Raw genomic sequence first — 23,410 nt, 5'->3', positions numbered from 1 at the left:
CGTCTTTTTTCATAATCATGTTTGTCTGAAATTATACATTAAAGCGGAACAGGATCACATCTCCGTCCTTCACCACATAATCCTTGCCTTCCATTCCAACAATGCCTTTTTCACGCGCTGCAGCGAGACTTCCGTTGTCCAGAAGATCCTGGTAGTTGACAACCTCCGCCTTGATAAAGCCTCTCTCAAAGTCCGTATGAATCTTGCCGGCTGCCTGCGGTGCCTTGGTTCCCTTCTTGATTGTCCATGCACGGCACTCGTCCTCGCCTGCCGTCAAAAAGCTGATCAGACCGAGAATACTGTAGCTTGCAGCCACCAGCTTGTCCAGTCCGCTGGATTCCACGCCGAGATCGTCTAAGTATTCCTTCTTCTCTTCCTCCGAAAGTTCTGCCAGTTCCTGCTCGATCTGCGCACAGATGACGAATACCTTTGCGCCCTCTTCTGTTGCCATCTCTCTTACTTTTGCGACATGTGGGTTTGATGCGCCGTCATCTGCGAGGTCATCTTCGGCGACATTCGCTGCATAGATCGTAGGCTTTGCCGTCAAAAGATTGTATCCCTTGAACCAGATCTGTGCATCCTCGTCATCCGGCACCTCAAAGGATCTTGCCATCTTGCCGTCCTCAAGATGTGCCTTGACCGCCTCTACAAGTTCGAGTTCCTTTGCAAGAGTCTTATCCATTCTCGCCTGCTTTGCAATCTTTGCGATTCTTCTGTCAAGGATCTCAATATCAGAAAAGATCAGCTCCAAATTGATGGTCTCAATATCTCTTGCCGGATCGATCGATCCGTCTACATGGATGATGTTGGTATCTTCAAAACAGCGCACCACATGAACGATCGCGTCTACCTCTCGGATATTTGCAAGGAACTGGTTGCCAAGTCCCTCGCCCTTGCTTGCTCCCTTCACAAGACCTGCGATATCCACAAATTCGATCGTTGCAGGTGTTACCTTCTTGGTATGATAAAGCTCACCGAGCTTTACGATTCTCTCATCCGGCACAGAAACGATACCGATATTCGGATCGATGGTTGCAAATGGATAGTTTGCAGACAGCGCTCCTGCTTTGGTCAGTGAATTAAATAATGTAGACTTTCCGACATTTGGAAGTCCGACGATGCCTAGTTTCATATATATCTATCTCCTTTATTTCCTTTTTACGGGCTTTTTGCTGTATACCGCTTTGACCGCTGCGCCGTTCTCCCAAAATCCGTCCTGTGCTTCGGCGGGCCAACGCTCCTCGCAGCTGTCTTATGGCGCTATTCTAAGAGCCCCAAATTAGCACGATTATTATACACTAACAGGGGCTCGTTTGCAATGTTATTTCATTTTTCAGAACGCTCAGGCGTATCCATGGAAGAGATTCTTGGCATAGGAACCGCGCTTGCTCCAACCCAGAACCGGAAATATTTCTCACTTTCTCTTTGTAAAATATTATACTGTATCTTACAATCCCCGGATGATGTTCAAATAATCCGGTCTATGGTCTACGACAGCATAAATAATAGCTTCCTGCTTCTCCTCATTTATCTTGTAAAACACAAGATTTTTCTCAAGTACCAGTACTTTATACCCCTGTCTTTTAAGCACCAGATAACGAAGTTCTACACATTTTTGCGGATACTTGCCTAAGTCAAGAAGATTCCGTTCTAATTCTTCAAGTTTTTCAAGTGCAACTTCCCTTCCAAAGTTTTCTGCTACATACAAAATAATCTTTCGGATCTGAGCATCTGCAGTTTCTGTCTGGACAACTTTATAATTCAATATTCTATCCCTCCCGCAGCATCTGCCTCAAATCCTCAAAGGTCTCACCGAGTGGCGCTACTCTTGCGTTCCTCACATCATCTTCTTCCGTATTGTCTCCATAAAATCACCTTTCTCGAATACATCGAATATACCTCACCTGAAATCCATCTGATACGATGACCTTCAGATACAAAGAAAGACCGCTCACTTTCAATTTTTCTTGAAAATGAACGGTCTTTCATGCCTCTGTTATTTAGTTGAATGATGATGATATTATTTTCTCTTTGATACGTTTCCGAAGCCGCAGTCCAATACGACTGAGACATTCACACCATCTGAAATTACTTTTTTGTATGTTTTTCGGTCACTCTGGTCAAACCTGAAAAACCTCTCAAAGTGTCGGAAGTCGAGAAGTTTTACAAATCTGTCCGATGTAGTACAACTATCGTCTCCACATGAAAGGACTGCTGTCTATGAATTACCATCGTGAAAAGAAACATATCCATGAACCTTTTAACAATAGGTCGAGGCTATCGTTAAAAAGTGTCACCACTGAAAACAATTTTTTAACTGTTCTCTACTTTTGAATTGCTTCTATAATATATGTCTTTCCTTGGAAAGGAACCTCATCTCCAATCCAGCAGCAAGCAATTTTTGTTTCTGTGCAAGCAGCTCTGTATTTCCTGGATCAAGTTTTAATAACTTGTCCACGTCCTTCAACTGCTGCTGTGTACTTTTTATCTGACCGTTTACGCACTTTAATGTTGCTTGTAGTTTGGCGGTATCTCCGCCGATCTCGACAGTAATACCCATAATTCTGTTAGCCACGGCCGATACCTCCTTCCGTAAAAATGGGCATAAAAAAGCACAGATTTCTCCATTCACGAAAAAAGCACCAACCATTTCTGATTGATGCTTTCAAATTATTTTGTTTTTGTAAATCTGTTTAATTGCGTATCCACATCTCGTCCACCGTACATAACACGGATAATCGTAACCACTTGTGTATCATCATCCGGAATATATAGAATAAGATAATTGTCTACTGGCGCTACGCGTAGCCCTCGACTTTTCCATGGTTCCAATTCATATTGTCGATATCTCTTCGGCATATGATCAAGATCCATAATACATGCTTCAAGCCTATCAAGCTGACCACTTGCATTTTCTGGTGCCTGCAGTTCAAAAGCAATGTATTCCAAGATTCCACGAAGGTCTATCTCGGCCTGATCTGAAATCACGATATCATAAATCATAAATTGTAATCCTTGCGGAGATCAGCAAAAACAGATTTTGCTGATCTAGTGCGACCAGCCTGCATATCCGCATATCCTTTCTCTAGTTCTGCATTCATCTGTGCTTCTGATAATGCACTAACGTCTACAGGACGAGCGGATGGCATTTTCACTTCAAAAGGAAGTCCTCTTTGAAGAATAATTTGTTTGTAAAACATATTTATTGCATTGGATGCAGGAATTCCTAATGCTGCTAAGATTCCTTCTGCCTGTTCTTTTACATCAGGCTCAATGCGTGCGTATACATTTGCTGATTTCGTTGCCATAGTAAACACTCCTTTCGAGTTTTTCTAACTATATTATATCTATTTGTACGGACAAAAGCAATACAAAATCAATATTTTACAAATTGTTTATACTCCAAAATCTACCAGTTGATTAAAATTTGTCGAAGTCCTCCTGAGTCGCCACTTCCTTATATCCTTTATAATCATCGTCACTGTTTTCAGCATACATATCATTCACGAGGCCAATGGTAAGCAAATCCAGGTCTCGGATACTAATCCCCAGTTGTACGCAACGAAGCAAAAATAAAGGTGTTGTCATCGGGCGATCTGTTGGACGAACTTTTACGGATTGGAATGTGAGGGAAATTCTCGTGTATTGTGTTAAGCACATCCCTATATCCTGCAATCTCACGCTCATTTCTTGTCTTTGGCATTGTCTTATCCAAAACATTCTTTTTCAAACATTCATCAGAAGTATAGATACCCTCAATTTTATTAGAACTCTCTGTACTTTGAATCTTAGCCACCTCAACAAGACTTTCTAATACATCCGCATGGTGTTCCGCAATTAAGCGCTGTTCCCCCTTGTATTCATGAATTGTTGTAAGGTAACGCACGATTTCTGGCGTAAGCATTTTTTTCCATTTTTTCGTGTAATCAAATTGTCTCATTCTAATTACCTCATTTTGAACTCAACTTCGTCATTTCATTCATTATGACGCAAGTCGCCGCCACCCTTAAAAAGGGTGGCTCGAGACGCTGGGTGTAACCCCTTGGTACCCGACAGCGTCTCAAGGCGCCCTAGACTTTCTCTTCGTTCAAGTCACTATTGCACTTGACGCGTTGCTTATGCCCATGAATGGGCGTTTGTACTACTTCGACTTAACCCTTAAAAGGGTCTTCGTACTCCTTCACACTTAATTTATCTTGCATGATATCGTACTTTTCTTGATCTTGAATGTATTTTTTTATTGTCGCTTCATTTAATCCTACGGTGCTGACATAATATCCCTCTGACCAAAAATGTCTGTTTCCAAATTTATATTTGAGATTTGCATGTCTGTCAAAAATCATAAGCGATGACTTTCCCTTTAAATATCCCATAAAACTCGACACACTCATCTTTGGCGGAATACTTACTAGCATATGAATATGGTCAGGCATGAGATGCCCTTCAATAATCTCCACGCCCTTATATGCACATAACTGTTTCAGAATATCACGTATATCCTCTTTTAATTGATTATAAATAATTTTTCGTCTATACTTAGGAGTAAATACAATATGGTATTTACACATCCATTTTGTATGGGCGAGATCATTAGACTTATTCGCCATAAAACACCTTTCCTTTCTTGCAATAGTGACTGAACAACTCTATTGTAACGGAAAGGTGTTTTTCTGTATAACGATTTGACTCCACCCGCATAGCAGGTGGATTTTTGTTTCGTGCATCTCCATTTCTCTTTTGAGAAATTCCGATGTACTCAACTGGCTAAAGCCATAATTGAAAAAGGACCAGCCCAAGCTGATCCTAATCCTCTATCACATCCTCGATTCTATTGTCTCTCAAATAAGAAGAAAAAGCCAAGCCTCATGCTCTGCTTAATCTCCAATGCATTTCATTACAAAAATGACATCATCGTATAGCAAATACATAAATACCCCGGCACCGCATGCTATATGTGTACCACATCCGAGGCAAACCATACCCTTACACCTCAATCTCACGCCCGTGAATATCGGTCATACACAGCCGGTTTCTCCCCCGCCTCTTCACACGGTAGAGCGCCTGATCCGCCACGTGGAGAAAATCCCAGTTCTTGTTCCCGTTGCTCGGGATGTCATGGCAGATGCCCTGCGAGATGGTCACACCGAACGATCCTTCCGCATAGCGGCGTTCTATATGCAGTGCCATCACATCCTGCCGCAGCTTCTCCGCGCGCTCACAGACTTCCTCCGCGCTCATTCCACTGTAAATAATGACGAATTCATCTCCGCCGTAGCGCGCACAGAAAATCTGATCACTTTCCATCTGCCGGATCAGTGCCGCGATGGCACGCACACAGTCATCCCCCGCCTGATGTCCGTAACGGTCGTTGTACTGCTTAAAATAATCAATATCCAAAATCTCAAACGACAACGGTTTATGTTCCGCAAAGCACTGTTCCACGATCTTTTCTGAATCATTTGTCAGACGGTACCGGTTCGCCAGTCCAGTCAGCGGATCTCTCTCCGACTTTTCCGTCAGCTCCACCGCATCCTCCTCCAGCTTCCTGCAGCGCTCTCTTGCCCGCTCTAAGGATTTGCGCAGATAAAGCATATTGACAATCATGCTTCTGTTTTCCTGTTCCACGATCTCGGTCAGTTCATAGAATCTGCCAGCCGTCTTAAGATAGCGTTCCCTGTCCTTCGTTTTCTTAACATAATCCATCTCTAGCGCTGTCATCTTCCGCTGCATATTGGCGATGCCGGTCTGCTCCACGAATGCCTTCAGTTTTTCTCCGATATTGCGGCAGACATCACCGCGGTCAATCTCTAACATCAGTTCACAGAAATCATACAGATCATCAAACAAATCCAGAATCAGTACATCACCGGAAAGCTGATTCTGAATATCCGCAATATACTGGTCTCTCATGGAAATATTGCCACACAGATGACAGTAACGTGCACGCATACAGTTTACATAAATGTAATCCATCTCCTCAAAATGCGCTTCGCACTCTGTCTCCAGTTTGCGGATATATTCCTCTGCCTTCTCCAGGCTGCCGCTTTTCATATAACACAGGGCCAGATTGTTGTAAATCGCGGTAAGGCTTGCCAGGCTGCGCTCCTCTTCCGGTACGCGCTTGTAATCGAGATGCGCCTGCTCCAGATAATCTCTGGCATCACTGTACTGTCCGCACTCCATATACAGGGAACCCAGGTTACTCTCAATCCGGCTTTCCACCTCAATTAGCTGATATTTTTTGCAATATTTTAATCCTGCCAGATAATACTCGATCGCAAACGACAGATTGCCCTTGCCGACGGATACAATCGCCATAAGATTGTAGGAGGCTGCCACCAGTTCCCACTGCCCGGACTGTTCCAGATATCCGAGTGCCTCGCCGATCTCCTCAAACACCTTTCCGGTCTCATTGCTAAGATAGTAGGTTCTGCCCTTGTAATAATGCGAAAATCCAAGCAGCCTGGCATCCCCCGCACGTTCTGCATATTCCTCAATCTGCGTGCAGTAGTCAAGCATGCTCGCCGCATCCGTGCCGCGACCCTCTCTCACTTTCTGCATCAGATCTTCCATCCGGTCATCGGTCTTATGATTTTCCATAGCACGACTCCTTCACCTTTTATCTGTTCGTTCGCGCTGCAATATTTTCTTAACTTCTACACAAATACATACTTCCGGAGACGATCCATCGCTTCCTCCACGAGAGAAAACGGCAATGCGAGATTCATACGGATGCCGCACGGGCTGTGGAACGGTCTTCCATCCTGCCAGATCACTCCGACACCGACACCCCGCTTCTGCAGTTCATCGATCGTTATGCCGTGCTTTCTGCACCACTCTGTACAGTCTAAGAGCAGCATGTAGGTTCCCTGTGGCATAGCTACCTGTACGCCCTTAAAATGGGATCTGATATAATCATACGCATATTCTGCATTCTTCGTCAATACCTTACATAATTCATCTGTCCACTCATAGCCTTCTTGCTGATACGCACCAATGAGTGCATACATGGAAAGCACGTTCATTTCATTGTAATGTGACAGCGATGATTCCTTTTTCACGCGGTCACGGATAACGGGATTGTAAATAATATGATAACTTCCCACCAGACCCGCAAGATTAAAGGTTTTTGACGGTGCGTACATTGCCACCGTGTGCATTCTGGCATACTCAGAAACACTCTGCGTCGGCACGAATTGGTGATCCCCGAGGATGATATCCGACCAGATCTCATCCGCAACCACCTCAACCTGATATTTCTCATAGATCTCCATGGCACGCTCGATCTCCCAGCGCTCCCACACCCTGCCGCACGGATTGTGCGGGGAACAGAAAATCGCCGCATGAATGTGGTTCTCGCGGATTTTTTTCTCCATGTCTTCATAATCCATACGCCACACGCCATTCTCATCCAGCACAAGCGGACTGTGCACGATCTCATACCCGTTGTTTTTCAGGCTGAAGGTAAATCCGATGTAGGTCGGCGAATGCACGAGCACTTTATCTCCCCGCGAACAGAACACATTGAGTGCGCTTAAGACACCGCCGAGCACCCCGTTCTCATAGCCGATGCATTCTCTCGTCAGCCCCTGTACGCCATTCCTTTTCGCATGCCAGCGGATTATTGCATCGAAATATTCCTCTCTTGGCTCAAAATACCCAAATGCCGGATGTGCGATACGATCTGTCATCGCCTTCTGTACCGACGGCACCGTGGCAAAATTCATATCTGCCACCCACATCGGGATGGTAGAAAACCCCTCCTGCACCGTTACATCTTTACAGGGAATCTTATCTACTGCCAGTGCGTCTTTTCCTTTTCGATCCATAATCGTTGTAAAATCAAATTTCATCCTTTTTTCCTCTTTCTTCTCACTGCCATGGTCGCCGCAAAGAGCACCACGGCTGCCGCCGATATTACGGCTCCCGTCAGAAATCCGGGGCTTTTGTACCGCAGTTCAAACTCATGTGTGCCTTCCGTCAGATAGGTGCTGATAAAAGCGCCGCCAAACGTCTCACTGTCCGTTTTCTTTCCGTCCACATACAGCGTCCAGCCATCCTCATCCGCGATGGAAAAAATCAGTCTGCCCGCCTGTGTGACGTCCACGTTTCCCTTTACCCTGGTATCGGAAACTTCCGTCACTTCCACCGCCTGTGCGGCAAACGCCTCATAGGCCGTACGAAGCGCCATGAGATCCAGCCGGTAAACCACAAGCTGCACCAGCTCATTGGCGGTGTTGGTAACTTTTACCTCTTCTCCCGCCTCACAATATCCCAAATCCAGAATATATCCGTGGGAAACTTTTGTAAAGCCTCTGGTTCTTCCCGAGCTTACCTGCTCCTGCAGATTGTCAACGCCCGTCTTGCTGTAGGTGGCATAATAATATGCGGAATCCTGCGCGACAAAAGAGCTCTCTCCCGCCTTTGATTCGGATTCCACCGCGGTAAGAAGCAGTCTGTCGCTTCCCAGAAGATTGGCGAGCTGATTCTGTGTGCCGATGTCGCCTCCGCCGGCATAGTCCCATTTTTCCGCCACATCTTCATCCATCATGAATCCCAGCGGCAGCACATACGCGTTCTCATACAGATACGTGTCTCCACGCTGCGCCACAAGTGTGCGGAGCGGTCCTTCCTCCATCGCATTGTCCGCAAGCACATAGCGGATGGAAAGCATTGCCGAAAGAAGCGGTGTCGCACCGCCGGCACAATAAAAGTTCTTGCCGCCCTCCATTCCGACATCCTGATAAAAATGGCTGACATTCAGATTCATCAGGGATGAGAACTGTGTACCGGAGTGATAGCCGGACAGCGCCGCATCATTTTTGGTCTTGCGCTCCAGTTCCTCCGTCCGGTAAAACACGGAATCTTCATCACTTTTTTCCGCCGTCTCCGAAAGAACCGCCCGGTAATCCGCCAGATTTTTCACATAATCCGTCCTGCTTATCGTGTCAAGCCCTGTCAGGTTATAGTTGATCACAAGCTCCGCCACAACCGCAAGACACCCGGTCGCCAGCATCAGCTGCCGGATTCTCTTTTTTCCTATGAGTATGCCGAGTACAATCACAAAATAGCAGGCAAAGAATGCCCCGCTTGCCCATATGGAGGTCTGCTCCATCGTCGTTTCGTCCATAAAATGATTGCAGAAAAGCAGGAATACAACGCTCATTCCACCCGCTGCAAACACCTGCCACAGCTTTAATTCACGGATGTAAAGCAGCGCCTCATAGGCAATCACAAGTACCAGAAACGCGTACAAAAAAGACTGTCTTCCCGGAAGCGATGTCGGGAAATGAAGGCCATGCCAGATAAAATCCAGCATATTATTTGAAAAGCTAAGCCAGAAAAACACGACGAGTGCCAGCCTTGGCAGTTTTTTCTTCCATGGAACCGCTCTGTTCCACACATACAGAAACAGCAGAAAGAGCGCAAAAATTCCGCAGTACAGATTGGGCCAGTGGGAATCTCCCGTGTATACATCGACTGCCAGAAGGGACCGCGCCAGCTCCGATACGATATTAAAATACCACTCCATCGTCTCCGGGAACGATATTCCGGATGCACCGCTTAAGGAGAGCACCTTTGCCGTCGGAAGGATCAGCACTGCGCCTGTGGCTCCCGCAAGCAGCGAATACCACGCAAAGCGGATCCATGCCCGGTACCCCGATGCCCGGTGTTCCATCCAGTAGAGCAAAAACCACAACACCAGAAAAATGCAGATCATGATCGAAATATAGTAATTGCTCAGAATGCAGACCGCCAGCGACACATAATAAAGCCCTGGTCTGTTATCACGGATCAGCCGCTCTAATCCCAGAATCACAAGCGGCGCAAGCACCATGCAGTCCGTCCACATCAGATTCCAGGCATATGCCGCCATAAACGCGCACAGCGCATACGCCGCGCCGCATACAGCCGCCGCATAGGATGCCACATCTGCCGGAAGCCGCACTGCCGTCTTCTTCTCTGTCCGTATGACTGCCGCCGCATTTCCGGCATCCTGCCACACAAGAAAATGCTCTCCCAGATAATAGGTAAACGTAAGACCGCTCAGTGCAATCTTAAGGATGGACAGAGCCGTCATAAATTCAATCACATATCCCCTCGGCCACAGAATCAAAAGCCAGTTTAACGGGCTGGCAAGGTAGTACGCATACAGGGATACAAAATCCGCTCCCAGCCCGATGTTCCACGAATAGAACGGACTGCCTCCCGTTTTGAGTTTTTCCATCAGCTCTGTAAAAAACGGACAATACTGATGGTACATATCAATATGAAGCATACACTGATCCCCGAACGGATAGATTTCCCGGTTCACACAGATGATCAGCGTGATCAGAAGCGGTATGCAAAACGCTGCCAGTAACGGTCCTCTCTTTTTCATTCTCCAGACTCCTCTTCCCAGTCAAACATGAAATAATACTGAAGTTTGCGGTAAATATCCATCTCGCCGTGCTCCTCCTTCGCCGGAGTCTCACTTCCGTCCGCTTCCACGGTACGCACCGCCGATATCACCGGATACGATTCCTTTAATGTCAGCAGAAAATTCTGATAGGCATCCGTGGGTACCCCGGCGCGCTTTAGCACCTCTGCTCCCAGATAATTTGCGCTGGTATCCGCATTCTGTTCCTCATCAATATCGTAATTCGCCCAGATGACATACGGCACCTGGTAACGCAGCTTTTGCTGTTCCTCATCCAGCGCATTCCACTGCATGCCGTTCATGGCGAGGATCGGCGCCGCCACCGTATCGCTCGGCTGATGATCCCCGAAAAAGACGATGACCGTCTGCTCATCCACACCGGAGAAATAATCGATCAGCTGCTCTAATGCCTGATCCGACAGCTTTATCAACGAAAAATACTGGCTGACCGATATGCTGTTCACTCCGTCCACCGAAATACCCGGCGAGAAGTTCGTGTAGGTCTGGTCGTATCCCCCGTGGTTCTGCATCGTCACATTAAAGACAAACAGCGGTCTGCCCTCCTCCTTCTGCTCATACAGCTGGATGATTTTGTCCGCACAACTTGCATCGCTCACATAATCTCTGACAAAACGTGCCCCGTAATACTGATCTTTAAAAATGCTCTGCTCAAATCCCAGCCATGGATAGACCTTGTCACGGTTCCAGCCGGTGGCATAATACGGATGGGTCGCCACCGTCTCATACCCGAGCGACTGCAGATAGGATGCTAACGACGGGCGTTCTCCGCTCACATACTGCTGATACGGGATGCTTCCCTGCGGCAGGAACGCCATCGTATTCCCGGTCAGGAACTCATACTCCGTATCTGCGGTATTTCCACCGCACACCGAGACATTCAACATGCCGGTCACGGTATTTTCCGCCCCCTGCTGCAGGCTGTGCAGAAACGGCATATAGTCCTCATTGGTCTTAAAATCTCCTAACACGGACAGATCCGAAAACGACTCATTCATCACGACAATGATATTCGGCATCCCGGTATCTGCACCGCTCTGCGAAGTGTCATCCGAGGCATCTTTTCCCTCTTCCTCCAGGATTGCATCGATCGACTCCTCCGTCTCCTGCGGTTCCTCGTATTTTTTTAAAAATTCCTTTGCCTCGCCTACACTGTATTTCTGCGGTTTCTCAATCGACATATACGCAAGGTTCATCACAAAAGTAACCGGTATTCCGTCCACCTGTGTCATAAAGACGGGTGTAAACAGCTTATTGTAAAGCCTGTGCTCGTTCTGGAAATTCTCCTGCTGCAAGGTTCCCGCAAACATCACAAGCACCGCGCCAAGCACCACGCCCGGCAGGCACCGCTTAAAAAATCCGGGTCTGCCAATTTTAAACTTCACCGGCTGCAATCCAATGATCAGCGCCAGAAACAGAATTGTCACAACGATCATACGCGTATCCGGTGTAAAGTCATAATTGCCGGACACACTTACCGCCGTCCTCCAGGACAGAATGTCCCACGGTACCAGCGGGTTGGTGCGGAAACGCACCACATAGGCATTGGCAAGCCCGAATACCAGCGCCGCGGTACCCTCGATCCGATATGCTGCCCGGAGCCGTCCGGTAATGCACAAAAAAATCCCGGCGAGCAGTTCAAACAATACAATGTTAAAAAGCTGCGCCCATGGCCGTACCTCCGCAAACGGATTGTGTGTGTAAAATTCCAGCAAATAAAAAAATGCGGCGGGAGGAATCAATGCCACAGTTCCCCACATCACATACTTTGTATATTTTGATAAAGTTTTTTTCTGACTCATTTTGACTGCCTCATATTATTTTGGTTCTTATTTTAGCACACTGCATTTGTTTTTCCTATTTAATTCGCAAAAAATTCACAAAAGCATTTCCGTATGTTCTTCCAGTTTTCCACATACTTTGTCGAATATGGCTCATTTTTTGACACATCTTGTTAATAGACCGCTTTGATTCGCACAATTCAAACAACTTTCATTGACATCCGGAAGTTCTTCGACTATGCTTACACTTGTATGATAAATTCATGGAAAAGGTGGCTGTTATGAACGAGAATCTCGAATTGGACCGCTTAGCAAAAGAAAACGATAATTTCAAAAAAATTATTCAGACACAGCAGAATACCATCAACCGCATGATTGATTATTTTATTCTGGGCGAGAAAAAACCTGGATTGCAAAAGTAGCTTTCTTCGTGTGACAGTGTTATAATAAGCACACAGAAAACTATCTTTTACAACACATGATTTCACGGAGGATAAAACCATGTTCCAATTTACAGATGACTGCCTGATCGGGATCAAGGAGCTGGACGACGAGCACCGCCGTCTGTTCTCATTGATCAATCAGGCTATGGATGTACTCAACCATACCGATTCCAACGACCGCTGCACCCAGATCACCCATCTGCTGGAGGAGCTGACGCGGTATGCCGATACCCATTTTGCACATGAGGAGGCTTACATGGAGCAGATCCGCGATCCGGAGCTGATCCGTCAGCGCATGCAGCACTCTCTTTTCCGCGACAAAATCCGCGATTTTTCCTTTGCAGACATCGATGACCCCGGAAAGCAGCAGCAGGTTGTCACCGATCTTTTGAATTTCCTTGCCAAATGGCTGTATCACCATATTCTCGGAAGCGACATCATGATCGGCAAGCTGCCGCCGTTAGAGGAATGGATGATCCGCGACAACCCGTGTGAATTCACAGACGATTATCTGACCGGCATTGAAATAGTTGATTTGGAGCATCAGCAGCTCTTTTGCATCGTGGAGCGCGCCTATCAGCTGGTAAAATCCAACGACGTCATTACGTGCTACGATGAGCTTTTATCTATCATTCACGAACTCACGGAATATACCGTAACCCACTTTGCCGACGAAGAGGCTTACATGGAGAAGATCGGTTATGAGGGGCTTGCCGCACAGAAAAATGCGCACGCTTCCTTCGTCGCCAGACTTGAGAGCATCAACCTGATCGAGCTGGACGAAAATCCGCAAAAATATATGGAGAGCCTGATCGAATTTCTGCTTGGATGGCTGATCAACCATATCCTCTATTCCGACAAAAAGATTCCTGTCCAGGCATAACCGCTGCGGACAGGCACAGACAATATACCGTACACATTTATGCCGTACGCATTTCAAGTTCTTAAACATGCGCTGCGGATCCAGCATACAAAAGGAGCTGTGAATGATATTCACAGCTCCTTTTGTATGCTCTTTTCAATATAATGCCGGCGGCCGGACTTGAACCGGCACGAGGTTGCCCCCGTCAGATTTTGAGTCTGATGCGTCTGCCATTCCGCCACGCCGGCAGTCTTGCGATCGGATCTCTCCGTCTCGCTCACGCACGATTTATCATATCATACCCTCCTTCATATTGCAACCACATTTTTCACTTTTCACACCTCACTCCTCTTCCTGATTTCATTGACAAAAGTTATCATATATGATAACTTTATAGCAGACGATTTTTTACGGAACACCTGTATTTTTCAGGAGAATTGAGGGATTCATGAAGGAACAAAGCCCGCTTACCCCGCGCTATGAGGTCGTGGAACAGCTAAAGAGCGCGCGCAAGGCGCAGAATGTGACGCAGGAGGTGCTCGCAGAGCGCGTAGGCACCAAGAAATCCAATATATCCCGTTTTGAGAGCGGCCGTTACAATCCCAGCCTTGATTTTCTGATTAAGGTTGCCGACAGTCTTGGGAAGCAGATTCAGATCAGGATTCGTTAAGCATGAAGGAGGAGTTTTTATGACAAAAGGAAAGATTTTAGGTGATATTCACCAGATTGACAAAGACGTGGAGCTGTGCCGCACCACCAATGAACGCATCAGCAATCAGGCGGCACAGCTTCTGATTGAGAACCAGATCCCCTTTACCCGGGGCTGGATCAAGGTTCCGTTTTTTCTTCGGGAAAAATACCGCGGTGCACATCAGATCTATGTGATCCGTACAAACCGCAACCGCTACGGGCAGGCAAGACGCACCATCGACCAGCTGGACACTTCTTTCCGGCGCAGACTGATCTTAAGCAACTACTGATCCGTACGCACGCCATCTTCCTGCACTGTTTGCGCCATCAGTTTCTCAAACAGTGCCAGGAACTTTTTTTCCACTTCCCGCATCGGACACTCCCGGTATTCCGGCAGCACCGCCGCCTGCGGCGCCACATCGAATAATTTTTCTCCCGTGAAATGTTCAAATTCATAATACAGGCAGGTATCATCCATGCGCTTTACAATCTCGCGCTCCCGCTCCGTCGGCGGCGCAATCAGGTATTTTTCATAGATCATCTCCTGAAGCACCTGCTCAATCCTGCGGTATTCGGGCAGACAGCCCTTCACCGGTCTGGTGATATCCGACAGATATGCCTCGCTCGCATCGTGCAGCAGACACGCCAGAACCTCCCTGCTGCTGCGCCCTTCGGCCTGCGCCATTGCAGCACAGTCCAGGCTATGCTGCGCAACAGAATAAAATACCGGAAAATGCCCGTTGGCACGTGTCATTAACGACAGCGCATGTGCAATATCCTCGATACAGATTTCTTCCGGTCTAGGATCTGCCGGTGATATATGTATCCCGGAAAATGTGCAAATCTTCTCTCTCATCCCGTTTCCTCCATGCTCTTCTTCAAAAGACGATACAACGCGGCGGTATCCACCGGCTTTGCAATATGTCCGTTCATTCCCGCATTCAACGCCGCACTGATGTCCTCGGTGTATGCATTTGCAGTCATTGCATAGATCGGTATCTCCCCGGCATCCGGGCGGCTGCTCTTCTGTGCGCGGATCGCTTTCGCCGCTTCATAGCCATTCATTCCCGGCATCTGGACATCCATCAGGACTGCCATATAGGTTCCCGGTGCTGATTCCATATACCGCTCCACTGCTTCCTCACCGTTCCACGCATGATCCACATGCATGTTCACAAGCTCCAGCAGCTCCGTGACAATCTCCGCGTTCATCTCGGTATCTTCCGCAAGAAGAATCCGTCTGCCGCCAAAATCATAAGACTCTGACGCATCTTCTTCTGCTTCACCTTCCCCCGTCTCTTCTGCTTTTTGCTTTTTCTCATCCACTGCGTGTGCCAGCGGCAGGGATACTGTAAAGGTTGTTCCGACACCCTTCTTCGACTGGCAGGAGATCGATCCACCCATCAGTTCCACCAGATTCTTGGCGATAGAAAGTCCGAGTCCGCTTCCGCCGTGATGCTGTGCCGTCTCGGCCTCCTCCTGCTCAAACGGCAGGAACAGCCGCTCCTGCATTTCCTCGCTCATTCCCTCGCCGGTATCCGTCACCACAAATTTATAGAAGAACTGTTCCTGCTGCATTGGCAGTTCGCTGACCGTCACGCGGATACTCCCGCCCTCTGGCGTAAACTTATAGGCGTTGGAAATCAGATTCAGCAATACCTGATTGAGGCGCAGCACATCGCCTTGGACCTGTTCCACCTGTACCTCGTCCATCTCCACGGTAAAGGCAATCTTTTTCTGCTCACACTGCGTTCCATATACTGCTGAAATTGAATCCAACACCTCTTTTAAGGAAAACGGTGCCTGCGCAATTTTAATCTTGTTGCTCTCGATCGCAGACATATCAAGTACGTCATTTACAATCGCAAGCAGCACTTTGGATGAGGTATCGATCTTATCCAGACACTCTTCTACCCCTCCCCCTTCATCGCTGCGGTGTCTTGCGATCTCAGTCAGCCCCACAATGGCATTGATCGGCGTACGAATCTCATGGCTCATCCGCGCAAGGAACTGTCCCTTTGCCTCATTGGCACTGTTGGCCTGTGCCACCGCCACAGCGAGCTGCTCGTTTTTCTCTTCCAGCTTGTGGTAATTTCTGCGTCTCAAAAGTTCAAATGCAACCATCCATGCGACAATCTGCAGCAGAAGGATGCCGATCACGGCTATCGGATAACGGAACTTGTACACCATATCGGAGAGTGTCGGCTCATAGGCGGTTGCCAGCGTGTGATCCACCTTAAACTGGGCAATCTCTTTTTCTGATATCATCCCAATGCACTTGTTCAAAATCTTTATCAGCATGCGGTGTTCCTCGCTGTCCAACCCGACGATTCCCGTATTTTCCTCCATAAAAAAAGTCGGAACAGCAGCAAGTTCCTCATAATAGGGATTTGCCAGATACGGCGTCAGCACGCTGACATTCTGCGCCGCAAAATCTGCTTTTCCGTCCAAAACCATGGCCAGACAGTCTTCTAAGTTCTTCTCCTCACAGATCTCAAACTGCGGGGCATTGAGCTGGATATAATGTTCCAGCCCGACATAGCTTGCCGGAATTGCCAGACGGTATGAAACATCGTCCGCATCCACATCATATTCCTGTCCGTTTCTTCCGACCAGTGCGACGTCATCCGTATAAAAGCTGTCCGTCAGAATATAGGGCTCCTTCTGGAAATCAGGATTGTCCGAGAGCACCCCTGCAACCAGACTGTCCGGATACTTGGACAGATAGTCCGCCGTGCGCATTCCCTGCGGCATCATCACATACTGAAATGTCAGACCGCTGCGCTCTGACAGCAGATCCAGAATGTCAACTGTAATACCGTCGACATTTCCTTCCGCGTTCCAGTAGGACAACGGTGCTCTTGAAGCAATAAACGCCACCGTAATCACGCCTGACCCTTGAATGTATTCTGCTTCCTCTCTGGTAAAGACGACCTCTCCCTCCGCCTCCTTCTCCCCGTAATATTTCTGATAGAGATCCGCCTGAAACGAAGCTCCAGCCTCGGCAATCTGCCCGAGCGCCTCGTTTACCTCGGCAAGCAGTTCCTTGTTCTGCCTCCCAGTCATAATATAGAACGGATCGGAACCGAAGCGGCAGATGATCTTGTAATCCGTCTTGAGTGCAAGACTTCCCATGGCAACCGCGTCAATCTCGCCGCGATCGAGCGCACCAAAACATGCCTCCTGCGTGTCATAGATGCTCTCCTCGTAGGAAAATCCCTTTTCGGCGGCATAGTCCCTGAATTCCTGATTCTGGAAGCTGTCCTTCAGCATTCCCACGCGCATGCCGTTATAGGCGGCATAGTCATTGTAGTAGTAAATATCGTTCTCTTTACTCACGTACAGAACACTCGTCTCCGCCCCGATAGCATAGTCCGAAAAAAGATACTGCTTCTCCCGCTCTTTTGTTCTCTGCGCCTGGCAGATCATATCGATCTCACCGGTCTCAAGTTTTTTTAACTGCTGATCCCAGCTGTCATACTCGAATTCATACTCCCAGCCGGTATATTCTGCAATTTTGTGCAGGTATTCCACACCGTAGCCCGTGTAGGTTCCGTCCTTTTCTTCAGTGATAAATCCGTCGTAATCGATATACCCGACTTTGATTACATGCCTTTTCTCCTGATCCGCCACTGCCGCCGTCACGCTCAAGGTACTGCACAGCACACAGCAAACAAAGCAGATCAGCGCCGCCACGCGTCTGTATCTTCCGGTCACTCTTGTTCCTCCCTCATACCATGCAGCCGCTCCACAAAGGATACCGCAAATTTCTGCACATCCACGCCTACCGCTTCCTCAAAGCTCTCTCCCGTAACGATCGAGTTGGAGATAATGCGGATTCCCAGAAACGGTATGCCATACGCCAGGCAAAGCTCTGCCGGAGCTGCGGATTCCATATCTTCTACCGCAGTCTTATACCGCTCTCTTAGCAGTGCGATCCGGTCCAGCTGGTTGTTCCACTCATCCGCCGAGCCGATCACTCCTCTGCCCACATAAACATCCGTCTGTACCTTCATCGCCGCATCCCCAAGCCTCTCATCACACGGGAAATCGAGTACTTTCCTTGTCTGTCCAAGTGTTTTATCGAAAATTTCAATCGGCAGCGGCTCAAAATCACACTCATCGATTCCGGCTCCCTCGGGCGCGTATTTCCGGATCATGGCTCCCATCGGAACCACGCGCTCCCCCACCACGATGTCTCCCCGATGGAATCGCGCATCATGACCTCCGCCAATCCCCAGGTTAATCACCGCCCACAGGCAGAACTGTGTCATGGCAATGGCGGTTGCCGCCGCCGCATTCACCATCCCCTGATAGGTGCGCGAGATAACGACCGGCTCCGCGTGCTTCCCCAAGAATCCCGTATAGAATTTCCAGTTGCCGCAGGTTATCTCCTCCGGTTCGTCAAGCTGTCCGATCAGATACTCCGTCTCCGTGTCCATCGCTCCCTGAATCAGAAGCACCGGCTGTTTTTTGAAATCGTAATTTGGCATGTTTTCCTCATTTCTGTCTTTTCTTCTAGCACATTCTCATTTCTGTTGTATCTACTATACGTTGTTAAACTTCCCGATGTCAAGGGACGTATTTTTTTCTTGACGGATACCGCTTTCTGTTTTAAGGTTTTAGTATAATCAGACAGGAGGATTTTTATATGGAAAAAATTGCCAGCTTTACCATAGACCACATCAAATTACAGCCGGGTGTCTATGTGTCCAGAAAGGATCATGTCGGAGCGGAAGTCATCACTACCTTCGATCTTCGCATGACCTCACCGAACGACGAACCGGTCATGAACACGGCAGAAGTGCACACGATCGAGCATCTGGGTGCTACCTTCCTGCGGAATCACAAGGACTTCTCCGATAAGACCGTCTACTTTGGACCAATGGGATGCCGCACCGGCTTCTATCTTCTCCTTGCCGGGGATTACGAGTCGAAGGACATCGTTCCGTTAATGATTGAAATGTTTGAATTTATCCGGGATTTTCGGGGCGATGTACCTGGTGCCGCACCAAAGGACTGCGGAAACTATCTGGATATGAATCTTGGCATGGCGAATTATCTTGCGAATCGTTATCTGGAGAATACTCTGTATCACATTGATGCAGCGCATCTCATCTATCCGGAATAAAATCTTATCAAAGAAAAAGGGTGTAACGTCTCAATCTCTCAATAAAGACTTTACACCCTTTGTTTTTTATAATTTGATTTAAATATCGTCCAGGGATTCTTTGATCTTATCCATGAATCCCTTCTTTTTCTTAGGCTTCTCCTGCTTATCGGAAGAACCTGCCCCGTCCTGGGCGCCGGTTCGGTTTAAGGAATCACCCGTCAGCGCATCAAACTGACGTAACGCCTCCTTTGCGTCTGCGGAAAGCCCGGTCGGTGTCTGTACCACCAGATCCACATAGTGATCGCCGCGAACCGATTTGTTGCGGAGCGACGGCACACCTTTTCCTTTCAGACGAATTCTTGTGTTCGTCTGTGTTCCAGGCTTCACTTCATACAACACATCTCCGTCCACCGTATGAATACGGATCTCTCCGCCAAGTGCTGCCTGGGCAAAGGAAATCTGTGCGGTGGAATAAATATTCATATCCTGCCGCTGCAGGGTCGGATGTCTCGATACGACAACCTCTACGAGCAGATCGCCTCTCGGTCCGCCGTTGATTCCCGGCTCGCCCTTCTCCCGGATACGGACGCTCTGTCCGTTGTCGATACCTGCCGGAATCGACACCTGAATCTTTTTCTTGCTTGCAATGTATCCGGTACCCCGGCAATCCGGGCACTTGTCTTTGATGATCTTTCCGGAACCGCCACAGTCCGGACAGGTCTGCACATTCTGCACCGTGCCAAAGAAAGACTGCTGTGTAAATACAACCTTTCCCTTACCGCCACACTTCGGACAGGTCTCCGGCGTTGTCCCCGGCTTTGCACCTGTTCCATGGCAGGTATGGCACTCATCCTTTAACACCATCTCAATCTCTTTCTCACATCCGAAGATTGCCTCCTCAAATGTGATGCGGACACTGGTTCTTAAGTTGGAGCCCTTCATAGGACCATCATTTGTTCTTCTTCTGGAACCACCGCCAAAGAAATCTCCAAAAATGTCTCCAAAAATGTCTCCCATATCCATGCCGGAGAAATCGAATCCGCCCGCTCCGCCACCGGTGCCGTCAAACGCTGCATGACCAAACTGATCGTACTGCTTTCTCTTCTCTGCATCGGAAAGCACTGCATAGGCTTCCTGTGCTTCCTTGAACTTTTCTTCACACTCTTTATCCCCAGGGTGCATGTCGGGATGATACTTTTTGGCAAGAGTACGGAATGCTTTCTTGATCTCATCGTCCGATGCGGTCTTGCTTACACCCAAGACCTCATAATAATCTCTCTTATCCGCCATAACTTTTCCTCTATTCCTCTCTACTGCACACGGGGTTTCCAGATGTCACCATCCAGAAACCCCATGTTTTATACACTGCGTTGAAATATCGTAACACACTCTGGCTTCTTTGTAAATGCCGCAGCTTCTGTCAGATTATACTTCCTTGAAGTCCGCATCTACAACATCGTCGTTTGCAGCGCCTGTGCTTCCTGTGCTTCCTGCACCGCCCATATTGCTCATATCAGGACCTGCGCCTGCTGCACCCTGTGCTGCCTGTGTCTGCTCATACATCTTTGCAAATACCTTCTGTGCACTCTGTGTCAGCTTCTCCTGCAAGGATTTTAACTCTGTCACATCCGCCTCTGTCATCTCTTCTGCATTCTGATGTGCATCCAGGAATGACTTCACTGCATTCATGTCGTTCTCTACTTCCGACTTATCGGCTGCATCCAGGTTTGCGCCAACCTGATCCAGTGCCTGCTGTGTCTGGAATACGAAGGAATCTGCATCATTTCTTGCATCGATTGCTTCTTTTCTCTTCTTATCCTGTGCCTCGTACTCAGCTGCCTCTCTGACTGCCTTATCGATCTCATCATCAGACATATTAGAACCAGCTGTGATTGTAATATGCTGCTCTTTGCCTGTTCCCAGATCCTTTGCGGATACGTTTACAATACCGTTTGCATCGATATCGAATGTAACCTCGATCTGCGGTACACCACGACGTGCTGGCGGGATACCATCCAGACGGAACTGGCCAAGGGACTTGTTATCTCTTGCAAACTGTCTCTCACCCTGTACAACGTTGATGTCTACAGCGGTCTGGTTGTCTGCTGCGGTGGAGAAGATCTGGCTCTTCTTGGTCGGGATAGTCGTATTTCTCTCGATCAGTCTTGTTGCAATACCACCCATGGTCTCGATGGACAGTGACAGCGGTGTTACATCCAGAAGTAAGATCTCACCCGCACCGGCATCACCTGCAAGCTTACCACCCTGAATGGAAGCACCGATGGCTACACACTCATCCGGGTTTAAGGATTTGCTCGGCTCTTTGCCTGTGAGCTGTCTTACCTTATCCTGTACAGCCGGGATACGTGTCGATCCACCTACTAACAATACCTGACCCAGATCAGCGTTGGTCAGTCCGGCATCTCTCATTGCATTCTGAACCGGGATTGCGGTCTTCTCTACCAGATCATGTGTCAGTTCGTCGAACTTTGCTCTGGTCAGGTTCATATCAAAATGCTTCGGTCCCTCAGCAGTTGCTGTGATGAACGGAAGGTTGATGTTGGTTGTGGTTGCGGAAGAAAGCTCTTTCTTTGCCTTCTCAGCTGCTTCCTTTAATCTCTGAAGTGCCATCTTATCTGTGGATAAGTCTACGCCCTCTGCCTTCTTGAACTCATCGATCATCCACTGTGTCACTCTGTTATCGAAGTCATCACCGCCAAGGTGTGTATCACCGTTTGTAGAAAGTACCTCGATGACACCATCACCGATCTCGATAATAGATACATCGAATGTACCACCGCCGAGATCGTATACCATGATCTTCTGCTCTTTCTCATTGTCAAGACCGTAAGCAAGTGCTGCTGCTGTCGGCTCGTTGATGATACGCTTTACATCCAGTCCTGCGATCTTACCTGCATCCTTGGTTGCCTGACGCTGTGCGTCGTTGAAGTAAGCCGGAACCGTGATGACTGCTTCTGTTACTTTCTCTCCGAGGTATCCTTCCGCATCTGCCTTTAACTTCTGCAGAATCATTGCGGAAATCTGCTGCGGAGAATACTGTTTGTCATCGATTGCTACCTTGTAATCGGTTCCCATATGTCTCTTAATGGAAGAGATTGTCTTCTCTGCGTTGGTGACTGCCTGACGCTTTGCTGGCTCACCGACGAGTCTCTCACCGGTCTTCGTAAATGCTACGATAGACGGTGTTGTTCTTGCGCCTTCCTGGTTGGCGATAACGGTAGGTTTTCCACCTTCCATCACTGCTACACAGCTGTTTGTTGTTCCTAAATCAATTCCGATAATTTTTCCCATGATAGATTCCTCCTCATCATATTCTAAAAACAAATTTGTTACTTTTGCTGCATTTATATTAACGCGGACATCTTACGATGCCGGCACGTCTGACTGATAAAACGGCTGCTATGATACCACTGCAACCATGCTGTGGCGCACAACAGAATCCTTATACATATAACCCTTCTGTAACTCCTGTGCGACCACTCCGGAATCGTACTCCTCGCTTTCCACCTGCATCACTGCATTGTGGAAGTTCGGATCAAATTCCTGACCGACTGCCTCGATCGGCTTTACTCCGCTTGCATCAAGCTCGGTAAGCATCTGTCTGTATACTTTATCCATCCCGACGACAAACGCATCTTCTCGCTGCTCCTCCGGTACTGCTGCCAGTCCTCTCTCAAAATTGTCAATCACCGGAAGGATCTTCTCAATGATACTTTTTGCTCCCATATCGTACATCTGTGTTTTTTCTTTCTCTGTGCGCTTACGGAAGTTGTCGAATTCTGCCATCTGACGTTTTAATTTATCATTCAGTTCCTCGATCTGTTCGTCTTTTTTATCTTTCTTTTTCTTAAAGAATCCCTTCTTCTCATCGGCAGGTGCTTCCTGTCCGTCCTCTGCCTCAGATTCCTCTGTCTCTTCTGCCTGCTCGCCGGATTCAGCTGTTTCTGTTTCAGCCTCTGTCTCCTCCGCCTCGCTTACCTCTTCTGCCTGCTTCTCTGCGGCATCTTTTTCAAGATCCTCTAATACTTCTTCCATCATTTCTTCTTTTTTCTCTGCCATTCC

Annotated in this window: 21 protein-coding genes, 1 tRNA gene and 1 pseudogene; 5 read left to right on the top strand and 18 right to left on the bottom strand. The window is 48.0% G+C overall.

Going from position 1 to position 23,410, the window contains the following annotated elements:
* Positions 1 to 31: 31 nt before the first annotated feature.
* The 11 genes and pseudogenes from ychF to RHOM_RS04960 form a co-directional block, all read right to left on the bottom strand.
* On the bottom strand, positions 32 to 1,132 hold the full coding sequence (gene ychF, locus RHOM_RS05010; protein WP_014079181.1) for a redox-regulated ATPase YchF: 1,101 nt from the start codon (positions 1,130 to 1,132) through the stop codon (positions 32 to 34).
* Between the two features lie 315 nt (positions 1,133 to 1,447).
* Entirely contained in the window at positions 1,448 to 1,765 is a 318-nt protein-coding gene (locus RHOM_RS05005; protein ID WP_014079180.1) for a type II toxin-antitoxin system RelE/ParE family toxin, read from the bottom strand.
* 624 nt (positions 1,766 to 2,389) lie between these two features.
* Positions 2,390 to 2,575: pseudogene (locus RHOM_RS05000) on the bottom strand (tail tape measure protein); the annotation flags it as partial.
* Between the two features lie 95 nt (positions 2,576 to 2,670).
* Positions 2,671 to 3,003, bottom strand: a complete 333-nt coding sequence (locus tag RHOM_RS04995; protein WP_014079178.1) for a type II toxin-antitoxin system RelE/ParE family toxin — start codon at positions 3,001 to 3,003, stop codon at positions 2,671 to 2,673.
* Positions 3,000 to 3,308, bottom strand: a complete 309-nt coding sequence (locus RHOM_RS04990) for a type II toxin-antitoxin system RelB/DinJ family antitoxin (protein WP_014079177.1) — start codon at positions 3,306 to 3,308, stop codon at positions 3,000 to 3,002. The genes RHOM_RS04995 and RHOM_RS04990 overlap by 4 nt, the downstream gene beginning before the upstream one ends.
* 233 nt (positions 3,309 to 3,541) lie before the next feature.
* Positions 3,542 to 3,940 carry a Fic family protein gene (locus RHOM_RS04985; RefSeq protein WP_014079176.1) on the bottom strand — a complete coding sequence of 133 codons (399 nt, stop codon included), beginning with the start codon at positions 3,938 to 3,940 and terminating at the stop codon, positions 3,542 to 3,544.
* Between the two features lie 211 nt (positions 3,941 to 4,151).
* On the bottom strand, positions 4,152 to 4,607 hold the full coding sequence (gene tnpA, locus RHOM_RS04980) for an IS200/IS605 family transposase (RefSeq protein ID WP_014079175.1): 456 nt from the start codon (positions 4,605 to 4,607) through the stop codon (positions 4,152 to 4,154).
* A gap of 376 nt (positions 4,608 to 4,983) precedes the next feature.
* Positions 4,984 to 6,600, bottom strand: coding sequence for a tetratricopeptide repeat-containing diguanylate cyclase (locus RHOM_RS04975; RefSeq protein WP_014079174.1), 1,617 nt, complete (start codon positions 6,598 to 6,600; stop codon positions 4,984 to 4,986).
* Between the two features lie 56 nt (positions 6,601 to 6,656).
* Complete coding sequence (locus RHOM_RS04970; RefSeq protein WP_014079173.1) at positions 6,657 to 7,853, bottom strand: MalY/PatB family protein; 1,197 nt, start codon at positions 7,851 to 7,853, stop codon at positions 6,657 to 6,659.
* Positions 7,850 to 10,381: a YfhO family protein gene (locus RHOM_RS04965; protein WP_014079172.1), complete on the bottom strand. Its 2,532-nt coding sequence runs from the start codon at positions 10,379 to 10,381 to the stop codon at positions 7,850 to 7,852. The genes RHOM_RS04970 and RHOM_RS04965 overlap by 4 nt, the downstream gene beginning before the upstream one ends.
* The gene (locus tag RHOM_RS04960; RefSeq protein ID WP_014079171.1) at positions 10,378 to 12,240 is read right to left on the bottom strand and encodes an LTA synthase family protein; all 1,863 of its coding nucleotides are present in this window, start codon (positions 12,238 to 12,240) and stop codon (positions 10,378 to 10,380) included. The genes RHOM_RS04965 and RHOM_RS04960 overlap by 4 nt, the downstream gene beginning before the upstream one ends.
* 260 nt (positions 12,241 to 12,500) lie before the next feature.
* On the opposite strand from RHOM_RS04960, the gene RHOM_RS04955 reads away from it, so the two are divergent.
* The gene (locus tag RHOM_RS04955) at positions 12,501 to 12,641 is read left to right on the top strand and encodes a hypothetical protein (RefSeq protein ID WP_014079170.1); all 141 of its coding nucleotides are present in this window, start codon (positions 12,501 to 12,503) and stop codon (positions 12,639 to 12,641) included.
* A 79-nt stretch (positions 12,642 to 12,720) separates the two neighbouring features.
* On the top strand, positions 12,721 to 13,545 hold the full coding sequence (locus tag RHOM_RS04950) for a bacteriohemerythrin (protein ID WP_014079169.1): 825 nt from the start codon (positions 12,721 to 12,723) through the stop codon (positions 13,543 to 13,545).
* Positions 13,546 to 13,689: 144 nt separating this feature from the next.
* Here RHOM_RS04950 and RHOM_RS04945 read toward each other — a convergent pair.
* Positions 13,690 to 13,772: transfer RNA gene (locus RHOM_RS04945), tRNA-Leu, on the bottom strand.
* 200 nt (positions 13,773 to 13,972) lie between these two features.
* Here RHOM_RS04945 and RHOM_RS04940 point away from each other — a divergent pair.
* Together RHOM_RS04940 and RHOM_RS04935 are read left to right on the top strand one after the other, a co-directional pair.
* The gene (locus RHOM_RS04940; protein ID WP_014079168.1) at positions 13,973 to 14,194 is read left to right on the top strand and encodes a helix-turn-helix domain-containing protein; all 222 of its coding nucleotides are present in this window, start codon (positions 13,973 to 13,975) and stop codon (positions 14,192 to 14,194) included.
* A gap of 19 nt (positions 14,195 to 14,213) precedes the next feature.
* Complete coding sequence (locus tag RHOM_RS04935) at positions 14,214 to 14,504, top strand: hypothetical protein (protein WP_014079167.1); 291 nt, start codon at positions 14,214 to 14,216, stop codon at positions 14,502 to 14,504.
* Here RHOM_RS04935 and RHOM_RS04930 read toward each other — a convergent pair.
* The 3 genes from RHOM_RS04930 to RHOM_RS04920 are packed head-to-tail and all read right to left on the bottom strand — an operon-like array spanning position 14,498 to position 18,707.
* Complete coding sequence (locus tag RHOM_RS04930) at positions 14,498 to 15,070, bottom strand: HD domain-containing protein (protein ID WP_014079166.1); 573 nt, start codon at positions 15,068 to 15,070, stop codon at positions 14,498 to 14,500. The two genes, RHOM_RS04935 and RHOM_RS04930, sit on opposite strands and share 7 nt — an antisense overlap.
* A complete protein-coding gene (locus RHOM_RS04925; protein WP_014079165.1) occupies positions 15,067 to 17,931 on the bottom strand; it encodes a transporter substrate-binding domain-containing protein in 2,865 nt (954 codons plus the stop codon). Before RHOM_RS04925 ends, RHOM_RS04930 begins: the two co-directional genes overlap by 4 nt.
* Positions 17,928 to 18,707: a 5'-methylthioadenosine/S-adenosylhomocysteine nucleosidase gene (locus tag RHOM_RS04920; RefSeq protein WP_014079164.1), complete on the bottom strand. Its 780-nt coding sequence runs from the start codon at positions 18,705 to 18,707 to the stop codon at positions 17,928 to 17,930. Before RHOM_RS04920 ends, RHOM_RS04925 begins: the two co-directional genes overlap by 4 nt.
* Positions 18,708 to 18,865: 158 nt before the next feature.
* Here RHOM_RS04920 and RHOM_RS04915 point away from each other — a divergent pair, with 158 nt between their 5' ends.
* Complete coding sequence (locus tag RHOM_RS04915; protein ID WP_014079163.1) at positions 18,866 to 19,345, top strand: S-ribosylhomocysteine lyase; 480 nt, start codon at positions 18,866 to 18,868, stop codon at positions 19,343 to 19,345.
* 78 nt (positions 19,346 to 19,423) lie between these two features.
* Here RHOM_RS04915 and dnaJ read toward each other — a convergent pair whose 3' ends face one another.
* From dnaJ to grpE, 3 genes are all read right to left on the bottom strand, one after another.
* Positions 19,424 to 20,617 carry a molecular chaperone DnaJ gene (gene dnaJ, locus RHOM_RS04910; protein WP_014079162.1) on the bottom strand — a complete coding sequence of 398 codons (1,194 nt, stop codon included), beginning with the start codon at positions 20,615 to 20,617 and terminating at the stop codon, positions 19,424 to 19,426.
* Between the two features lie 135 nt (positions 20,618 to 20,752).
* Positions 20,753 to 22,639, bottom strand: a complete 1,887-nt coding sequence (gene dnaK / locus RHOM_RS04905) for a molecular chaperone DnaK (protein WP_014079161.1) — start codon at positions 22,637 to 22,639, stop codon at positions 20,753 to 20,755.
* A 108-nt stretch (positions 22,640 to 22,747) separates the two neighbouring features.
* Positions 22,748 to 23,407, bottom strand: coding sequence for a nucleotide exchange factor GrpE (gene grpE / locus RHOM_RS04900; protein WP_014079160.1), 660 nt, complete (start codon positions 23,405 to 23,407; stop codon positions 22,748 to 22,750).
* Positions 23,408 to 23,410: the final 3 nt, after the last annotated feature.

It is taken from the genome of Roseburia hominis A2-183 (assembly GCF_000225345.1).
Lineage (GTDB): Bacteria > Bacillota > Clostridia > Lachnospirales > Lachnospiraceae > Roseburia > Roseburia hominis.
This window is presented reverse-complemented; position numbering and strand designations above follow the sequence as displayed.

Coding starts and splice junctions, on each gene's coding strand:
- ychF (WP_014079181.1), bottom strand. CDS start 1,132: ATGAAACTAGGCATCGTCGGACTTCCAAATGTCGGAAAGTCTACATTA.
- RHOM_RS04995 (WP_014079178.1), bottom strand. CDS start 3,003: ATGATTTATGATATCGTGATTTCAGATCAGGCCGAGATAGACCTTCGT.
- RHOM_RS04990 (WP_014079177.1), bottom strand. CDS start 3,308: ATGGCAACGAAATCAGCAAATGTATACGCACGCATTGAGCCTGATGTA.
- RHOM_RS04985 (WP_014079176.1), bottom strand. CDS start 3,940: ATGAGACAATTTGATTACACGAAAAAATGGAAAAAAATGCTTACGCCA.
- tnpA (WP_014079175.1), bottom strand. CDS start 4,607: ATGGCGAATAAGTCTAATGATCTCGCCCATACAAAATGGATGTGTAAA.
- RHOM_RS04975 (WP_014079174.1), bottom strand. CDS start 6,600: ATGGAAAATCATAAGACCGATGACCGGATGGAAGATCTGATGCAGAAA.
- RHOM_RS04970 (WP_014079173.1), bottom strand. CDS start 7,853: ATGAAATTTGATTTTACAACGATTATGGATCGAAAAGGAAAAGACGCA.
- RHOM_RS04965 (WP_014079172.1), bottom strand. CDS start 10,381: ATGAAAAAGAGAGGACCGTTACTGGCAGCGTTTTGCATACCGCTTCTG.
- RHOM_RS04960 (WP_014079171.1), bottom strand. CDS start 12,240: ATGAGTCAGAAAAAAACTTTATCAAAATATACAAAGTATGTGATGTGG.
- RHOM_RS04955 (WP_014079170.1), top strand. CDS start 12,501: ATGAACGAGAATCTCGAATTGGACCGCTTAGCAAAAGAAAACGATAAT.
- RHOM_RS04950 (WP_014079169.1), top strand. CDS start 12,721: ATGTTCCAATTTACAGATGACTGCCTGATCGGGATCAAGGAGCTGGAC.
- RHOM_RS04940 (WP_014079168.1), top strand. CDS start 13,973: ATGAAGGAACAAAGCCCGCTTACCCCGCGCTATGAGGTCGTGGAACAG.
- RHOM_RS04935 (WP_014079167.1), top strand. CDS start 14,214: ATGACAAAAGGAAAGATTTTAGGTGATATTCACCAGATTGACAAAGAC.
- RHOM_RS04930 (WP_014079166.1), bottom strand. CDS start 15,070: ATGAGAGAGAAGATTTGCACATTTTCCGGGATACATATATCACCGGCA.
- RHOM_RS04920 (WP_014079164.1), bottom strand. CDS start 18,707: ATGCCAAATTACGATTTCAAAAAACAGCCGGTGCTTCTGATTCAGGGA.
- RHOM_RS04915 (WP_014079163.1), top strand. CDS start 18,866: ATGGAAAAAATTGCCAGCTTTACCATAGACCACATCAAATTACAGCCG.
- dnaJ (WP_014079162.1), bottom strand. CDS start 20,617: ATGGCGGATAAGAGAGATTATTATGAGGTCTTGGGTGTAAGCAAGACC.
- dnaK (WP_014079161.1), bottom strand. CDS start 22,639: ATGGGAAAAATTATCGGAATTGATTTAGGAACAACAAACAGCTGTGTA.
- grpE (WP_014079160.1), bottom strand. CDS start 23,407: ATGGCAGAGAAAAAAGAAGAAATGATGGAAGAAGTATTAGAGGATCTT.